Genomic DNA, 17,310 nt, shown 5'->3' on the forward strand with positions numbered 1-17,310 from the left:
AATTGCGCGGAATCTCAGCAATTGCATCTAGGTGTATTGTAATATAAAATAGTTGAACAGGAGTTTAATTTATTATGGAGGTGCTATGTCTAGTATGAATACGAACGAAAGAATCGTGCCCCTCCTACCATTAAGAGGCGTTCTCGTATATCCAACGATGGTTTTGCATCTTGATGTAGGACGTGATAAATCGATACAAGCACTAGAGCAGGCGGCAATGGATGAAAATATCATCTTTTTAGCAATGCAAAAAGAAATGAATATCGATGATCCGAAAGAAGATGACATATATAGTGTAGGTACAGTGGCGAAAGTGAAGCAAATGTTAAAATTGCCGAACGGTACGCTTCGTGTCCTTGTGGAAGGTTTACATAGAGCAGAAGTAATAGAGTTTATCGAAGAAGAAAATGTAGTACAAGTGTCTATTAAAACGGTAACTGAAGAAGTAGAAGATGATTTAGAAGAGAAAGCTTTTATGCGTACGTTACTGGAGCATTTCGAACAATATATTAAAGTTTCGAAAAAAGTTTCAAATGAAACTTTTGCAACGGTAGCTGATGTGGAAGAACCAGGGAGATTAGCTGATTTAATTGCTTCTCACTTGCCGATTAAAACGAAGCAGAAACAAGAGATTTTAGAGATTGTATCTGTAAAAGAACGATTACAAACACTTATTTCAATTATTCAAGATGAACAAGAGTTACTTAGCCTAGAAAAGAAAATTGGGCAAAAAGTGAAACGTTCCATGGAGCGCACGCAAAAAGAATATTTCTTACGTGAGCAAATGAAGGCGATTCAAACTGAACTTGGCGACAAAGAAGGCAAGGGCGGAGAAGTAGAAGAACTTCGTGAGAAAATTGAACAGTCAGGAATGCCGGAAGAAACAATGAAGGCTGCCCTGAAAGAATTAGATCGTTATGAAAAGTTACCAGCAAGTTCTGCGGAGAGTGGTGTTATTCGCAATTATATTGATTGGTTATTAGCGCTTCCGTGGACAGAGGCAACAGAAGATATAATTGATCTTGCTCATTCGGAAGAGATTTTAAATAACGATCATTACGGTCTTGAAAAAGTGAAAGAGCGTGTACTTGAATATTTAGCTGTACAGAAGTTAACGAATTCATTAAAAGGACCTATCCTTTGTTTAGTAGGCCCTCCTGGGGTCGGCAAAACTTCATTAGCGCGTTCAATTGCAACATCATTGAATCGTAACTTCGTCCGTGTATCTCTTGGTGGTGTGCGTGATGAATCTGAAATTCGTGGTCACCGTCGTACATATGTTGGAGCAATGCCAGGACGCATTATTCAAGGTATGAAAAAGGCGAAAACAGTTAATCCAGTCTTCTTATTAGATGAGATTGATAAAATGTCTAACGATTTCCGTGGAGATCCATCAGCGGCATTACTTGAAGTATTAGATCCAGAACAAAACCATAACTTCAGTGATCATTACATTGAAGAACCATATGATCTATCAAAAGTTATGTTTGTAGCAACTGCTAATACACTTTCAAGTATTCCAGGTCCATTACTTGACCGCATGGAAATCATTTCGATTGCTGGCTATACAGAACTTGAAAAAGTACACATTGCTCGTGAGCATTTATTGCCGAAACAATTAAAAGAACATGGCTTACGAAAAGGTAATTTACAAGTGCGTGATGAAGCGCTTCTTGAGATTATTCGTTATTATACACGTGAGGCTGGTGTTCGTACGCTAGAGCGCCAAATTGCAAAAGTTTGCCGTAAAGTAGCGAAGATTATCGTTACAGCAGAACGTAAACGTATCGTTGTGACAGAGAAAAAGATTGTTGATTTACTTGGTAAACACATATTCCGTTATGGGCAAGCTGAAAAAACAGACCAAGTTGGTATGGCAACAGGTCTAGCTTACACAGCAGCAGGCGGCGATACACTTGCCATTGAAGTTTCTGTAGCGCCAGGAAAAGGGAAACTAATTTTAACAGGGAAACTTGGGGATGTTATGAAAGAATCAGCACAAGCTGCGTTTAGTTATATACGTTCTCGTGCAGAAGAGCTTCAGATCGATCCGAATTTCCATGAGAAAAATGATATTCATATTCACGTTCCAGAAGGAGCAGTTCCAAAAGACGGACCGTCAGCAGGTATTACGATGGCAACGGCACTTATTTCTGCGCTAACAGGTATTCCTGTAAGTAAAGAAGTGGGTATGACAGGTGAAATTACACTTCGTGGTCGTGTATTACCAATTGGTGGTTTAAAAGAAAAAACATTAAGTGCTCACCGCGCAGGCTTAACAAAAATTATTTTGCCAGCAGAAAACGAGAAAGATTTAGATGATATTCCAGAGAGCGTAAAAGAAAACCTTACGTTTGTGCTTGCATCTCATTTAGATGAAGTATTGGAGCACGCATTAGTAGGAGTGAAACAATGAAAGTAACAAAAGCAGATATTGTAATTAGTGCTGTTAAACCAGAACAATATCCAGACAGTGATTTACCAGAAATTGCATTAGCAGGTCGTTCAAATGTGGGGAAGTCTTCCTTTATTAATAAAATTTTAAATCGTAAAAAGTTAGTGCGTATTTCTTCTAAACCAGGAAAAACGCAAACGCTGAACTTTTTCTTAATCAATGAGATGATGCACTTTGTTGACGTTCCAGGTTATGGATATGCAAAAGTATCTAAATCGGAGCGCGCTGCATGGGGGAAAATGATTGAAACGTACTTTACAACTCGTGAGCAATTAGACGCAGCTGTATTAGTAGTTGATTTACGTCACCAACCAACAAGTGATGACGTGATGATGTATGATTTCTTAAAGCATTATGAAATCCCAACAATTATTATTGCGACGAAAGCCGATAAAATTCCGAAAGGGAAATGGCAAAAGCATTTAAAAGTTGTAAAAGAAACGCTTGCTGTTGAAATTGGCGATGAAATTGTTCTATTCTCTTCTGAAACAGGACTTGGAAAAGAAGAAGCGTGGAAAGCAATTCATAAATTTACAAAAACAAAAAACGCGTGACGAATGTCGCGCGTTTTTGTTTTGCTAAATTTTTTAGCGTACGTTTAATGTAACTTCAATATTTCCTCGTGTTGCTTTCGAGTAAGGACATACACCGTGAGCCGCTTCTACAAGTTCTTGTGCTTCGCTATGTGAAACGCCAGCCACATGTACATCAAGTACAGCAGATAGACCGAAACCACCATCTGTATCTTTTCCGATAGAAACGTGAGCAGTTACTTCTGTACTTTCTACTTTCACACGTTTTGTACGAATGACAAGTTGTAATGCACTATCGAAACAAGCTGCATAACCAGCTGCAAATAGTTGTTCTGGATTTGTTGCTTCTCCGCCTGCACCACCTAGTGCTTTCGGCATTTTTACATCAAGATTTAATATGCCATCATCTGAAACTACTTTCCCATTTCTTCCACCTGTTGCTGTTACTGAAGCAGTATATAATTTATCCATATTTATTCCCCTTTTCCATCATTAATTGTTTTCATTGTGTCAATTAGTTTATTTAGTTGAATTAATAAAGAGCGATATTCTTGCTCTGTAATTCCTAAGTTTGTAGCCATCGTTGTCGGTAATGAACAAGCCTTTTCCTTTAAATCTTTGCCTTGTTCTGTTAATTCAATACAAACTTTTCGCTCGTCTTCTTTGGAACGAACACGTTTTACAAGTTTTAATGATTCCATGCGTTTTAACATAGGTGTTAACGTACCAGAATCTAAAAATAGACGTTCTCCAATTTCTTTTACTGTTAGTCCATCTTGCTCCCATAGTACGAGTAAAGTAATGTACTGGGGATACGTAATACCCATTTCTTCTAAATAAGGTCGATAAAAACGAGTAACCTCTCTAGAGCAGGCGTAAATAGAAAAACAAAGTTGGTTATCTAGATGCAAAGAGTCCTCTGTCATAAATAACTCCCTTCTAATTAAGTTGTGCACAATTTAATTTTGTAAAACCAATATAACGAAAAAGAAATACAATGTCAAATACATTGTATTGAGAAAGTCTTTGTTGCATTTTGGAACAATCATACATATTTTCCTTCATGATGAAAGAAGATAGGGAAGATGATGTTATAATTAATATGGAATAGTTTCCATCACTTGATTATGAGGGCTTTTTTTGGTAACGTACAAATAGAGTTATTAATTTATAATCATTATAAAGTAGAAGTTTTTTTTATTAGTGTTACTGAATCTCCTTTATTACATACGGAGAATAATTAAAAAATAATCGGTTGTTCACACGATTGTCAGATTCATAAGAGGAAAGTTGTATTATGATAGTAGATAAAGTGATAAAACGGGTGAAGGGGGACATGCTGCGTGCATATTCTTGTTGTTAGTGTAAATTATCGAACAGCCCCTGTAGAATTTCGTGAGAAACTCACATTTCAGGCAGCAGAACTAGAGCGAGCGATGACTACATTACAAAATCAAAAGAGCGTGTTAGAGAATGTCATTGTATCAACTTGTAATCGCACTGAGATTTATGCTGTTGTCGATCAATTACACACGGGACGGTATTATATTAAGAAGTTTTTAGCTGATTGGTTTCAGCTTGAAATAGAAGAAGTCGCGCCATATTTAACTATTTTTGAACAAGATGGTGCAATAGATCATTTATTCCGCGTAACGTGCGGTTTAGATTCTATGGTAGTCGGAGAAACGCAGATTTTAGGTCAAATAAAAGATAGCTTTTTAGAAGCGCAACAAGTTAAAGCAACAGGCACAATTTTTAATGAATTGTTTAAGCAAGTCATTACATTAGCAAAACGTGCCCACTCAGAAACAACAATCGGGGAAAGTGCGATGTCTGTTAGTTATGCTGCTGTTGAGCTTGGAAAGAAAATATTTGGCGAGTTAACAGATTGTCATGTGCTTATTCTTGGTGCTGGTAAAATGGGCGAACTTGCACTGCAAAACTTATATGGAAGTGGTGCTCGTAAAGTAACAGTTATGAATAGGACGCTTTCGAAAGCAGAAGTAATGGCTGAGAAATATATGGGACATGCAAAATCGTTAAGCGAATTACAATGTGCATTATTAGAAGCAGATATTTTAATTAGTTCAACTGGTGCATCGGAGTATGTCATTACGAAAGAGATGATGACGAAGGTAGAGAAAATGCGCTCTGGTCGCCCTTTGTTTATGGTTGACATTGCAGTGCCACGTGATATTGATCCAGCGATTGATGAGCTAGAAGGTTCTTTCTTGTATGATATTGATGATTTACAAGGAGTAGTGGAGGCAAACCGTGCTGAGCGTTTGAAAGAAGCAGAGAAAATTCAATTTATGATTGAAGAGGAAATTGTTCTATTTAAAACGTGGTTAAGTACACTTGGTGTTGTTCCATTAATATCAGCTCTTCGTGATAAGGCACTTGCAATCCAAAGTGAAACGATGGTAAGCCTAGAGCGAAAAATACCAAACCTTAGTGATCGTGAGAAAAAAGTCATTAGTAAGCATACGAAAAGTATTATTAATCAATTATTAAAAGACCCAATTTTAGTAGCGAAAGAAATAGCTGCTGAAGAGGGAGCGAGCGAAAAATTAGCGTTATTTGCGAAGATTTTCGATTTAGAAACGGAAGACGTAGAGAGTTGTGCGGAAGAAGTAGAACATAAAAAAGTGTGGACACCATCCGTTCCATCTTTATAATTTGGAAGGATGATCGGATGAGTTTTTTAAATAACAGTATTATTTATCATATTGCAATTATTTTATATGCTTGTAGCATTAGTTTATATTTTATAGATTATTTCCAAAGTAACCGAAAGGCGAACCGATTTGCTTTTTGGTTACTTGCGATTGTATGGGTCCTGCAGTCTATTTTTATGTTGCTTAGGGCTACAGATTCAGAAACGAATCCTATTTTAACTTTATTATCAGGGATTTATTTTTATGTTTGGTTATTGATTACGATGTCGTTAGTCATTAATCGATTTATGAGAATCGACTTTTTAGTCTTTTTTACAAATGTTGTTGCATTTGGCGTAAGCGCTTTTTCTATTTTTACACCGCTCGGAAAGATGTCGCCAGTACTTGCGGAACAATTAGTTTCAGAACTTGTATACGTGCATGTCGGTATGGCAATTATTTCTTACGCAACGTTTACTGTATCGTTCATTTTTTCTATTATGTACTTATTACAATATCGCCTATTAAAAAAGAAAAAATGGAATGCGAGATTAAGAAGGTTAGGGAATTTACCGAAGCTAGAATCTATGTCTTACGGATTAAATTTATTTTCTGTTCCATTTTTCTTACTAGCAATTTTATTAGGATGTATATGGGGATATACAAAATTGGATAATTTCCATTGGTATGATACGAAAGTAATCGGATCTTTTGTCGTTCTATTTGTGTATTGCACAGGTTTATATTTACGAGCGGCAGATGTGTTGCAAGGTAAGAAAATTGTACAGTGGAATATCGGATCGTTTCTCGTAATGCTAGTAAACATTTTTCTATTAAGCAGTTTATCCAATTTCCACTTTTGGTATTTATAATGAGGAGAGAGAATTATGCGCAAAATTATTGTAGGATCACGAAAGAGTAAACTAGCATTAACGCAAACAAACTGGTTTATTGATCAGTTAAAAGCCCTAGGTCTACCATATGAATTTGAAGTGAAAGAAATTGTCACAAAAGGTGATGTTATTTTAGATGTTACTCTTTCAAAAGTAGGCGGCAAAGGCTTGTTTGTAAAAGAGATTGAACACGCGCTACTTACGAAAGAAATCGATATGGCTGTACATAGTATGAAAGATATGCCAGCCGTACTTCCAGAAGGTTTAATGATTGGCTGTACACCAAAGCGTGTTGACCCTCGTGATGCTTTTATCTCAAAAAATGGAGCATCGTTTAAAGAGTTAGCGGAAGGTGCTATTTTAGGTACGAGTAGTTTAAGACGTAGTGCACAGCTACTCGCTGCGAGACCAGATTTACAAGTTAAGTGGATTCGCGGGAATATCGATACACGTTTACGTAAATTAAAAGAAGAAGATTACGATGCGATTATTTTAGCGACAGCTGGATTACAAAGAATGGGCTGGGATGATGAAGTTATTACAGAACATTTAGATGAAGCGTTATGTGTACCTGCTGTAGGACAAGGTGCATTAGCGATTGAGTGTCGTGAGGATGATAAGGATTTATTGCAATTGTTAGCGCATATTAATGATACGATAACAGAAAGAACAGTGGCAGCGGAGCGAGTATTTCTTCATAAACTTGAAGGTGGATGCCAAGTTCCAATTGCTGGATATGCAACCCTTACAGAAAACGATGCAATCGAATTAACAGCTCTTGTCGGCTCTATGGATGGCTCTGTTTTATTAAAAGAGACAGTAGTGGGTACTAATCCTGAGGAAGTAGGATTAGAGGCCGCGGACCGTTTAATTAAGCAAGGCGCCAAAGAACTCATTCTTGCTGCAAATAAGGAGCAACAATAAATATGAACGCTCTCGCTGGAAAAACGGTATTGATTACACGTGCCCAGCATCAAGCGAAACAAATGAGTGTAGCAGTGAAAGAAAAGAGCGGAATTCCATTGGAAATTCCGCTTTTGCGTATGGAAGGTATGTCTCATAGGCAAATTCAACATATTGAAGAGCAGCTACATTCATACGACTGGGTTATTTTTACGAGCAGAAATGGTGTAGCTTTTTTTCTGGATAGTTTAAAAAAGAAACTACCACTAACCATTAAAATCGCTGCGGTAGGTGTGAAAACAAAATTAGAGTTAGAAAAAAGGGGCTATCAAGTTCATTTTGTTCCGACTTTATTTGTTGCAGAAGCATTTGCAGAAGAGTTTCTAAAAGAATTAAGTGGAAATGAACGTATTTTATTTCCGAAAGGGAATTTAGCAAGAGAGGTAATTCCGGTTGCACTTCGGGAAATTGGTATTTCTCTAGATGAGCTAACCGTATACGGTACGAAAGTGAATATAGAAAAAAAGCAAGAGCTTATAGCGGCATTGAAGTTAGGGAAAGTAGACATTATTACATTTACGAGCCCTTCAACTGTTACTAGTTTTGTTCGTTTACTTGAGGGTACAAACTGGAGAGAATGGACAAAAAAATGTACAATTGCTTGTATAGGACCTATTACGGAAAAAGAGGCAAGTCTTTATTTTCCGTCTGTTATTGTGCCGAAAGAGTACACTGTAGAAGCATTACTACAATGTGTTTGTGAATCTATAAAATGAAAGAATGGGGATAGAAATCTATGAACTCTTTACAATTTAATCGTCATCGTCGTTTAAGACAAAGCGGGGGCATGCGTGCGCTTGTGCGTGAAACGTTTTTACATACGGAAGATTTTATTTACCCTATTTTTGTATTAGAAGGTGAAAATGTTCGTAATGAAGTTCCTTCTATGCCAGGCGTATATCAAATGTCTTTAGATTTATTGCAAGCTGAAATGCAAGAAGTTGTTGATTTAGGTATTCGTTCTGTTATTGTATTTGGTTTACCTGCTGAAAAGGATGAAGTTGGATCATCAGCATATTGTGATCATGGAATTGTACAACGTGCTATTCAGCAAATTAAAGGTGATTTCCCTGAGCTAGTAGTAGTTGCAGACACATGTTTATGTCAATTTACAAGCCATGGTCATTGCGGTGTAATTGAAGATGGTATTATTTTAAATGACGAGTCTCTTGCAGTTCTTGCGAAAACAGCTGTAAGTCAAGCGAAAGCAGGAGCGGACATTATTGCGCCATCAAACATGATGGATGGCTTCGTAACAGCAATTCGCCATGCATTAGACGAAAATGGTTTTGGACACGTGCCAGTTATGTCGTACGCTGTGAAATATTCATCAGCATTTTATGGACCATTCCGTGATGCTGCGCACGGTGCACCGCAATTTGGTGACCGTAAAACATATCAAATGGATCCGGCAAACCGTATGGAAGCATTCCGTGAAGCAGAATCGGATGTAATGGAAGGTGCAGATTTCTTAATCGTAAAACCAGCTCTTTCTTACTTAGATATCGTTCGTGATGTGAAAAATAACTTTAATTTACCAGTTGTCGCTTATAATGTAAGTGGTGAATATTCGATGATTAAAGCGGCAGCGCAAAATGGTTGGATTAATGAAAAAGAAGTTGTTCTTGAAAAATTAATTAGTATGAAACGTGCAGGAGCAGATTTAATTATTACGTATCATGCAAAAGATGCAGCAAGATGGTTACAAGAAGGAGGCGCTAAATAATGAAAAAGTTTGATAAGTCAATTGCAGCGTTTGAAGAGGCGCAAGACTTAATGCCTGGTGGCGTAAATAGCCCGGTTCGTGCCTTTAAGTCTGTTGGGATGAATCCGTTGTTTATGGAGCGTGGAAAAGGCTCTAAAGTATATGATATCGATGGGAATGAATATATCGACTACGTATTATCATGGGGTCCTTTAATTCATGGTCATGCAAATGATCGTGTTGTAGAAGCGTTAAAATCTGTTGCTGAAAGAGGTACAAGCTTCGGTGCACCAACAGAAATTGAAAATAAATTAGCAAAACTTGTTATTGAGCGCGTGCCATCAATTGAGATTGTGCGTATGGTTAACTCTGGAACGGAAGCAACAATGAGTGCACTACGTTTAGCTCGTGGTTATACAGGTCGTAATAAAATCTTGAAATTTATCGGTTGTTACCACGGTCATGGTGATTCGCTATTAATTAAAGCTGGTTCTGGTGTGGCGACTTTAGGTTTACCAGATAGTCCTGGTGTACCAGAAGGTGTAGCGAAAAATACGATTACAGTAGCTTATAACGATTTAGAAAGCGTAAAATACGCGTTTGAACAATTCGGTGATGATATTGCTTGTGTAATTGTAGAACCAGTAGCAGGAAATATGGGGGTTGTTCCTCCACAGCCTGGATTTTTAGAAGGTCTTCGTGAAGTAACAGAACAAAACGGTGCATTGCTTATTTTTGATGAAGTAATGACAGGGTTCCGAGTAGCTTATAATTGTGGCCAAGGTTATTATGGCGTAACGCCTGATTTAACATGCTTAGGTAAAGTAATCGGTGGTGGTTTACCAGTAGGAGCATACGGTGGTAAAGCGGAAATTATGCGCCAAGTTGCGCCAAGCGGACCGATTTACCAAGCTGGTACTTTATCAGGTAACCCACTTGCAATGGCGGCAGGTTATGAAACGTTAGTACAGTTAACGCCAGAATCATATGTAGAATTTGAGCGTAAAGCTGAAATGTTAGAAGCTGGATTACGTAAAGCAGCTGAAAAACATGGCATTCCTCACCATATTAACCGTGCAGGCTCTATGATTGGTATTTTCTTTACAGATGAACCCGTTATTAATTACGATGCAGCAAAATCTTCAAACTTAGAATTCTTTGCGGCTTACTATCGTGAAATGGTAGAACAAGGTGTATTCTTACCGCCATCTCAATTCGAAGGTTTATTCTTATCGACAGCACATAGTGATGCAGATATTGAAGCGACGATTGCAGCAGCTGAAATTGCAATGTCAAAATTAAAAGCGTAATGTATTAGAGAAAATCGCTCTCCGTAAGGGGAGCGATTTTTTTTATTCATAAAGTAAGCTTTCCGCACATAAATCTGTAATGACATATAGTTTGGGAGGGGGAAAAGAAGTGGCTGCAGATCATTCATTACGATTTTCATTAAAAGAATCTGTGTGGTTCCAAAAAGGACAGGAAGTCGAAGAACTTTTGTCAATTTCGTTAGATCCAGACGTTGAGATAGAAGAGCTTGATCATGAAGTAATCGTGAGAGGACAATTAGATTTAACGGGAGAGTATGTTGCACGAAAAGATGATTCGGCGTATTCATTAAGAGAACTATCGCCAGCAAAGTCAATTGATTATGTAGAAACAAGAGAAGATGGGGTTAATGAACTTGTTCATTCCTTTCCACTTGAAATATCAATTCCGAGAAATCGAGTGAAAGTAATTGAAGAGCTATATGTATCAATCGAGGAATTTGATTATGAATTAAAGGAAAATGGTTGCTTACAATTATTAGCGGATATATCTATTACCGGTTTGTGTGATGAAGAGAGAAGCGAGGATGAAGTTGAAGAGGAAGAGGAAGAGGAAGAAACGGTGTATGCTGAGTTAGAAGAAGATTCAGCGCAAGAGGATGAAAATAGACCGGCGCCGCATGTAGAAGAACCAGCATATAAGGAATCAGATGAGTGGGAAGATTACGCATTTGAACCGTTCCAATTAGAGGAAAGAAAAGAGCAGGAATTAGAAGAAGAGAAAATAGAAGAACATGAATTTGTGGAACGTGAAGAGGAGCAAGAAACAACGCCACAATTTGAACTGTTCGGACGAAAAGATTTCAAGAAAGAAAAAGCGAAAAAGCAGGAAGAACAAGAAGAAGAGTACTCACAGCGAGATGAAAATGCGCTTTATTTAACAAAACTATTTACGAAAGAACCGGAAGAAGAATTTACAAAGTTAAGAATGTATTTCGTGCAAGAAGGGGATACAATTGAATCTATTGCAGACCGTTATGAAACGTCTGTACAAAATTTACACCGTGTCAATCAAACAGAAGATATATTTTTAAATACGGGGCAAATTATTTATATTCCCGTTTCAAGGGTAAAGACGAAATAAGGAAGTGAGTGTTTTCACTCACTTCCTTTCTTAGAGGCTATGTTTTGAATAGAAAGGGTTATTCGTATGGATATTGAGTTGCGAAATCACTATGAACCTATTGTGAGGCAATATAGATTGGATACGCAGCATATGGAAGAGCACGGAAATGTAATGAAAATTTATACGAATCAAGGTCCATATGCACTCAAGAAAATAGAAGGCAGAAAGTTAGAGCGGAATAACTTTCTGCATCATATTCAATATTTGAAGGAGAAAGGTTTTTCAAATTATGTACCTATATATCATGCGACGGATGGAAGTTATATTTTAAGTGACGGGACGTATAATTATTATTTAATGCCTTGGTTAGAACGTGCAGAAGGAAACGGTGAGGACAATGATCAATACCATAAAATGTTTCAGACACTTGGAACGTTGCATCAAAAAACTGTGAAGGAAGAAACGTATACGGAAGAAGATTTAGAAAAACATTATACAAGTATATCCGATCGTTGGGAAAATGATGGTGAGATGTTAGAAGAGTTTCTCGTAGAATCTGAATCAAAATGGTATATGTCCCCGTTTGAATTGCAATATTGTACGTACTATCATCATGTAATGAGAGCGCGTGAATTTGCAACGAAGCAATTAAATGAGTGGAACGATGCGATGAAAGAAAAAGAGAAAACGCGTATTACTTTTGTGCATGGTAATGTGTCACTTAATCATTTTTTATTTGACTATGAGCGGAATGGCTATTTTATTAGTTTAGAAAAATCGAAGTTTGCAACGCCTGTGCAAGATATAGTAGGTTTTTATTCACGGTCTTTAAACACATATCCAATCGCAAGAAGTGATCGGTTTGAATGGTTTCAAATGTATCAAAAAAATTTCCCTTTTACGAAAGAAGAGCAACTACTTATGTTTGCGTATATGACGTATCCATCGCAATTTATTCGGCAAATCCAGTCTTATAAGAAAAGAAGAGATAATCGCAACGAGGAAAATGAACTGCGCGGAGTAAAGAGTTTGCAACAATCGCATTGGCTCGTTAGCAATATAGAATATTTCCTGTCGCAATTACAAGCTGCCCAGCAAGGGAACGGATAAAGTAAAGGCATTCTCCGCTGATGATTAGCCTTCACCAATTGGGCGTTTACGGGCAGCAGGGCTCCCATCTAACTTCTTTGCTTCAGCTGAGTTTTGAGGTGGAGGTCTTACTGCCCGCAAATAGCGGGGGAAAGAAGATAAGTAGAGGATTCTACTTATCTTCTTTTTTTTGCACGAAAAGCTGTAGTTTTAAATTTATCTTGACGAATAAGGTTTCGTTTTTTACACTATTGTATATAATAATTAACAATCATATAAATGCCTTGAAGGGGAAGAGTATAACATGAAACGTCTTCAGAGAGGAGAATCATTAGCTGAGAGATTCTCTAGATAGTTATGTTAGAAGGTAGCCCTGGAGCATCTTTTCTGAACGGAATAGTTCTTATTAGGAAAAGACGGATTTGTCCGTTATCAAATTAAGAGTATAAGCAAATTATGAATTTGTTTGTAAATAAAGGTGGTACCGCGATGTCCCTCGTCCTTTTTGGATGAGGGACATTTTTTATTTTAAGGAGGGAAAATAATGTCAAACACGGAAAAGAATTTACCAACTAAATATGATCATATGTCCGTTGAAGAAGGCCTTTATCAATGGTGGCTTGAAGGCAAATATTTTGAAGCAACAGGAGACGAGAAGAAACAACCGTATACAATTGTAATTCCACCTCCGAACGTAACTGGTAAGTTACACCTAGGTCATGCTTGGGATACAACTCTTCAAGATATTTTAACTCGTACGAAGCGTATGCAAGGATACGATGTACTATGGCTTCCAGGAATGGACCATGCTGGTATCGCAACACAAGCGAAAGTAGAAGGAAAACTTCGTGAAGAAGGTATTTCACGTTACGATCTTGGCCGTGAAAAATTCCTTGAAAAAGCTTGGGAGTGGAAAGAAGAGTACGCTTCTCACATTCGTCAACAATGGGGGAAAGTTGGTTTAGGACTAGACTATTCTCGTGAACGCTTCACATTAGACAAAGGTTTATCAGATGCGGTTAATAAAGTATTCGTTCAATTATACGAAAAAGGCTTAATTTACCGTGGTGAATATATCATCAACTGGGATCCAGCAACACGTACAGCTCTTTCTGATATTGAAGTAATTCATAAAGAAGTTCAAGGTGCATTCTATCATATGAACTATCCGTTAACAGATGGTTCTGGTCACATTCGTCTTGCGACAACTCGTCCAGAAACGATGCTTGGTGATACAGCAGTAGCAGTTCATCCAGAAGACGATCGTTACAAACATTTAATCGGAAAAACAGTTACACTTCCAATCGTAGGCCGTGAGATTCCGATTATTGCTGATGAGTACGTAGAAAAAGATTTCGGAACGGGCGTTGTAAAAATTACACCAGCTCATGACCCGAATGACTTTGAAGTAGGTAACCGTCATGACTTACCACGCATATTAGTAATGAACGAAGATGGAACAATGAACGAAAAAGCTGGTAAGTATAACGGTATGGATCGTTTCGAATGCCGTAAAGAATTAGTAAAAGACTTACAAGAAGCTGGCGTATTAGTAGAAATCGAGCCACATATGCATTCAGTAGGTCATAGTGAGCGTAGCGGTGCAGTTGTTGAGCCTTATTTATCAACACAGTGGTTCGTAAAAATGGCTCCACTTGCTGAAAAAGCAGTAGCGCTTCAACAAAAAAAAGAAGAAAAAGTAACGTTCGTACCAGAGCGTTTTGAAAACACATATTTACGTTGGATGGAAAATATTCATGACTGGTGTATTTCTCGTCAATTATGGTGGGGACACCGTATTCCAGCTTGGTACCATAAAGAAACTGGTGAAGTATACGTAGGTACAGAAGCACCAGCAGATATTGAAAACTGGAATCAAGATAACGACGTACTTGATACATGGTTCAGTTCAGCGTTATGGCCATTCTCAACACTTGGTTGGCCAAATGAAGATTCAGCAGATTTCAAACGTTACTATTCAACAGATGCACTAGTAACGGGTTATGATATCATCTTCTTCTGGGTATCTCGTATGATTTTCCAAGGTTTAGAGTTTACAGGAGAGCGTCCATTTAAAGATGTATTAATTCACGGTTTAGTTCGTGACGAGCAAGGTCGTAAGATGAGTAAATCTCTTGGTAACGGTATTGACCCAATGGATGTTATCGAGAAGTACGGTGCAGATGCAATGCGTTTCTTCTTATCAACAGGAAGTGCACCAGGTCAAGATTTACGTTTCAGCATGGAAAAAGTAGAATCTACTTGGAACTTCATTAATAAAATTTGGAACGCATCACGTTTCGTATTAATGAACATGGATGATATGAAGTATGAAGAAATCGATTTAACTGGTGAAAAATCAGTAGCAGATAAGTGGATCTTAACGCGCTTAAACGAAACAATCGAAAGCGTAACACGTAACATGGATAAATATGAGTTCGGTGAAGCTGGTCGTTCATTATACAACTTCATTTGGGACGATTTCTGTGATTGGTATATTGAAATGGCGAAACTTCCACTATACGGTGAAGATGAAGCAGCTAAGAAAACAACTCGTTCTATTTTAGCTTACGTATTAGATCAAACAATGCGTCTATTACACCCATTCATGCCATTCGTAACAGAGAAAATTTGGCAACATTTACCGCATGAAGGCGAGTCTATTACAGTAGCTGCGTGGCCAACAGTTCGCGAAGATTTACAAGATACGGAAGCTGCGGCAGAAATGCACCTTCTAGTTGATATCATTCGCTCTGTTCGTAACATCCGTGCAGAAGTAAATACGCCAATGAGCAAAAAAGTTCAAATGCAAATTAAAGCAAAAGATGAGGCTGTACTTGCTCAACTTACGAAAAACAGCTCTTACATTGAGCGTTTCTGTAACCCAAGCGAATTAACAATTCAAACGGACTTACAAGCGCCAGAAAAAGCAATGACTGCAATCGTATCAGGTGCAGAGTTATTCTTACCGTTAGCTGATCTTATCAATCTTGATGAAGAGAGAGCTCGTCTTGAGAAAGAACTTGAGAAGTTCGATAAAGAAGTAGAACGTGTACAGAAGAAACTTTCTAACCAAGGTTTCGTAGCGAAAGCTCCTGCAGCGGTTATTGAAGGAGAGCGTGCGAAAGAGCAAGATTACCTAGAAAAACGCGAAGCAGTTCGTCAACGTCTAGCAGATCTTGAAAAGTAAAAATGTTTTTAGAGACTCACTATATTGGTGAGTCTCTTTTCTTTGCGTATAATAGAACTATGAAAGTTGTCTTTTGAAAGGGGAAAAACATACGTGATACATACATACGAAGAAGCGATAGGGTGGATTCATAGCCGATTGAAATTTGGAATTAAGCCAGGATTAGAAAGAATGAAATGGATGCTAGCAGAACTTGGAAATCCAGAGCGTCATATAAAATGTGTTCATCTTGCTGGTACAAATGGAAAAGGTTCAACATTAACATATATGCGTTACATGTTAGAAGGCGCGAAATATAAGGTAGGAACGTTTACCTCTCCTTACATCGAAACATTTAATGAGCGCATTAGTGTGAATGGAACACCAATTGCAGACGAAGAGATTACTGAACTTGTAAAGATGGTAAAACCAGTCGTGGAAAAACTAGATGAAACGGATTTAGGGGAAGCGACAGAGTTTGAAATTATTACTGTTATGGCGATTTACTATTTCGGTAAAGTCAATTTCTGTGATGTTGTTTTATTTGAAACAGGGCTTGGTGGACGTTTTGACTCTACTAATGTCATACACCCTGTTCTCACGATTATTACGAATATCGGTCACGATCATATGCATATTTTAGGAAATACACTAGGGGAAATTGCATATGAAAAGGCGGGGATTATTAAGTCTGGCGTGCCGGTAATTACTGGTGTACAAGATGAAGAAGCTTTGCAAGTCATTCAAAATGTTGCAAAGGAAAATCATGCAAACTTATACGAACTTAGCAAGCATTTTACAGCGTTACATAAACAGTCTAATGAAGATGGGGAACAGTTTGATTTTACTTGTCCTTTTTCCGCATTTGAAGATTTGCAAATCTCAATGAAAGGCATTCATCAAGTAGGAAATGCAGCGTTAGCACTTATGGCAGTAATGTATGTAAAAACATATTTATCATTTTTAATTGAGGAAGAGGAAATAAGAACGGGATTACTGGAAGCATATTGGATTGGGCGCTTTGAAAAGCTGCAAAGTAACCCGGATATTATTATAGATGGTGCTCATAATCCAGAAGGTATCGAAAGCCTTGTGAAAACAGTAGAAGCGCATTACAAAGATAAAAATGTAATAGTGTTATTTACTGCCCTTGGTGATAAACAATTACATAACATGGTAGGCCAATTAGAAACCATTGCAGATGAAATTATTTTTACAACATTCGCCTTTGATCGTGCTATTTCTGCTGACAAGCTTGCATCATATTCACAGAAAGAATCAAAATTAGTTTTTGAAAATTGGAAAGAGGCAATTGATACAAAAGTTGAAAAGATAGCAGAAAATGATGTTTTTATCATAACGGGTTCTCTTTATTTCATTTCTGAAGTACGAAAATATATTCGCGAGAAAAACTAGATAGTCTTTGCTATCTAGTTTTTTTGTTCTACAAAT

14 protein-coding genes and 1 other annotated feature are annotated in these 17,310 nt (G+C 37.6%); of the genes, 12 read left to right on the forward strand and 2 right to left on the reverse strand.

The features are described 5' to 3' along the window. The first annotated feature begins 85 nt into the window (after positions 1 to 85). Both lon and ysxC read left to right on the forward strand, forming a co-directional pair. Positions 86 to 2,416: an endopeptidase La gene (gene lon, locus ABWK52_RS02735; protein ID WP_000097285.1), complete on the forward strand. Its 2,331-nt coding sequence runs from the start codon at positions 86 to 88 to the stop codon at positions 2,414 to 2,416. Continuing rightward, positions 2,413 to 3,009 carry a ribosome biogenesis GTP-binding protein YsxC gene (ysxC, locus tag ABWK52_RS02740; protein WP_000869116.1) on the forward strand — a complete coding sequence of 199 codons (597 nt, stop codon included), beginning with the start codon at positions 2,413 to 2,415 and terminating at the stop codon, positions 3,007 to 3,009. Before lon ends, ysxC begins: the two co-directional genes overlap by 4 nt. A 33-nt stretch (positions 3,010 to 3,042) precedes the next feature. Here ysxC and ABWK52_RS02745 read toward each other — a convergent pair whose 3' ends face one another. Next, positions 3,043 to 3,459 carry an organic hydroperoxide resistance protein gene (locus ABWK52_RS02745; protein WP_000359781.1) on the reverse strand — a complete coding sequence of 139 codons (417 nt, stop codon included), beginning with the start codon at positions 3,457 to 3,459 and terminating at the stop codon, positions 3,043 to 3,045. A gap of 2 nt (positions 3,460 to 3,461) precedes the next feature. Beyond that, entirely contained in the window at positions 3,462 to 3,914 is a 453-nt protein-coding gene (locus tag ABWK52_RS02750) for a MarR family winged helix-turn-helix transcriptional regulator (protein WP_000133916.1), read from the reverse strand. Between the two features lie 417 nt (positions 3,915 to 4,331). Between ABWK52_RS02750 and hemA the strand changes: the two genes are divergently transcribed. The 10 genes from hemA to ABWK52_RS02800 all read left to right on the forward strand — a co-directional run bounded on the left by hemA (position 4,332) and on the right by ABWK52_RS02800 (position 17,274). Further along, positions 4,332 to 5,666 carry a glutamyl-tRNA reductase gene (gene hemA / locus ABWK52_RS02755; protein ID WP_000547867.1) on the forward strand — a complete coding sequence of 445 codons (1,335 nt, stop codon included), beginning with the start codon at positions 4,332 to 4,334 and terminating at the stop codon, positions 5,664 to 5,666. 17 nt (positions 5,667 to 5,683) lie between these two features. Continuing rightward, positions 5,684 to 6,517: a cytochrome c biogenesis protein gene (locus ABWK52_RS02760; RefSeq protein ID WP_000008991.1), complete on the forward strand. Its 834-nt coding sequence runs from the start codon at positions 5,684 to 5,686 to the stop codon at positions 6,515 to 6,517. A gap of 15 nt (positions 6,518 to 6,532) precedes the next feature. Beyond that, on the forward strand, positions 6,533 to 7,462 hold the full coding sequence (hemC, locus tag ABWK52_RS02765) for a hydroxymethylbilane synthase (protein WP_001226396.1): 930 nt from the start codon (positions 6,533 to 6,535) through the stop codon (positions 7,460 to 7,462). Between the two features lie 2 nt (positions 7,463 to 7,464). Continuing rightward, on the forward strand, positions 7,465 to 8,217 hold the full coding sequence (hemD, locus tag ABWK52_RS02770) for a uroporphyrinogen-III synthase (protein WP_000992342.1): 753 nt from the start codon (positions 7,465 to 7,467) through the stop codon (positions 8,215 to 8,217). A 20-nt stretch (positions 8,218 to 8,237) separates the two neighbouring features. Further along, complete coding sequence (gene hemB, locus ABWK52_RS02775) at positions 8,238 to 9,227, forward strand: porphobilinogen synthase (RefSeq protein WP_001087065.1); 990 nt, start codon at positions 8,238 to 8,240, stop codon at positions 9,225 to 9,227. Further along, complete coding sequence (gene hemL / locus ABWK52_RS02780) at positions 9,227 to 10,516, forward strand: glutamate-1-semialdehyde 2,1-aminomutase (RefSeq protein WP_000712943.1); 1,290 nt, start codon at positions 9,227 to 9,229, stop codon at positions 10,514 to 10,516. Before hemB ends, hemL begins: the two co-directional genes overlap by 1 nt. Positions 10,517 to 10,595: 79 nt before the next feature. Beyond that, complete coding sequence (spoVID, locus tag ABWK52_RS02785) at positions 10,596 to 11,618, forward strand: stage VI sporulation protein D (RefSeq protein WP_141403608.1); 1,023 nt, start codon at positions 10,596 to 10,598, stop codon at positions 11,616 to 11,618. A gap of 66 nt (positions 11,619 to 11,684) precedes the next feature. Next, a complete protein-coding gene (gene ysxE, locus ABWK52_RS02790) occupies positions 11,685 to 12,710 on the forward strand; it encodes a spore coat protein YsxE (protein ID WP_000350658.1) in 1,026 nt (341 codons plus the stop codon). Between the two features lie 254 nt (positions 12,711 to 12,964). Next, positions 12,965 to 13,196 (forward strand) — a binding site (T-box leader). Positions 13,197 to 13,233: 37 nt separating this feature from the next. Beyond that, positions 13,234 to 15,879: a valine--tRNA ligase gene (locus tag ABWK52_RS02795; protein WP_098542254.1), complete on the forward strand. Its 2,646-nt coding sequence runs from the start codon at positions 13,234 to 13,236 to the stop codon at positions 15,877 to 15,879. A gap of 93 nt (positions 15,880 to 15,972) precedes the next feature. Next, positions 15,973 to 17,274 carry a bifunctional folylpolyglutamate synthase/dihydrofolate synthase gene (locus ABWK52_RS02800; RefSeq protein ID WP_000582036.1) on the forward strand — a complete coding sequence of 434 codons (1,302 nt, stop codon included), beginning with the start codon at positions 15,973 to 15,975 and terminating at the stop codon, positions 17,272 to 17,274. Positions 17,275 to 17,310 lie beyond the last annotated feature (36 nt).

Source organism: Bacillus sp. AP50, from assembly GCF_040492675.1.
GTDB lineage: Bacteria > Bacillota > Bacilli > Bacillales > Bacillaceae_G > Bacillus_A > Bacillus_A cereus.

What these genes read in the sequence shown, in the direction of transcription:
- lon (WP_000097285.1), top strand. Translation starts at nt 86, where the DNA reads ATGTCTAGTATGAATACGAACGAAAGAATCGTGCCCCTCCTACCATTA.
- ysxC (WP_000869116.1), top strand. Translation starts at nt 2,413, where the DNA reads ATGAAAGTAACAAAAGCAGATATTGTAATTAGTGCTGTTAAACCAGAA.
- ABWK52_RS02745 (WP_000359781.1), bottom strand. Translation starts at nt 3,459, where the DNA reads ATGGATAAATTATATACTGCTTCAGTAACAGCAACAGGTGGAAGAAAT.
- ABWK52_RS02750 (WP_000133916.1), bottom strand. Translation starts at nt 3,914, where the DNA reads ATGACAGAGGACTCTTTGCATCTAGATAACCAACTTTGTTTTTCTATT.
- ABWK52_RS02760 (WP_000008991.1), top strand. Translation starts at nt 5,684, where the DNA reads ATGAGTTTTTTAAATAACAGTATTATTTATCATATTGCAATTATTTTA.
- hemC (WP_001226396.1), top strand. Translation starts at nt 6,533, where the DNA reads ATGCGCAAAATTATTGTAGGATCACGAAAGAGTAAACTAGCATTAACG.
- hemD (WP_000992342.1), top strand. Translation starts at nt 7,465, where the DNA reads ATGAACGCTCTCGCTGGAAAAACGGTATTGATTACACGTGCCCAGCAT.
- hemB (WP_001087065.1), top strand. Translation starts at nt 8,238, where the DNA reads ATGAACTCTTTACAATTTAATCGTCATCGTCGTTTAAGACAAAGCGGG.
- hemL (WP_000712943.1), top strand. Translation starts at nt 9,227, where the DNA reads ATGAAAAAGTTTGATAAGTCAATTGCAGCGTTTGAAGAGGCGCAAGAC.
- spoVID (WP_141403608.1), top strand. Translation starts at nt 10,596, where the DNA reads ATGACATATAGTTTGGGAGGGGGAAAAGAAGTGGCTGCAGATCATTCA.
- ysxE (WP_000350658.1), top strand. Translation starts at nt 11,685, where the DNA reads ATGGATATTGAGTTGCGAAATCACTATGAACCTATTGTGAGGCAATAT.
- ABWK52_RS02795 (WP_098542254.1), top strand. Translation starts at nt 13,234, where the DNA reads ATGTCAAACACGGAAAAGAATTTACCAACTAAATATGATCATATGTCC.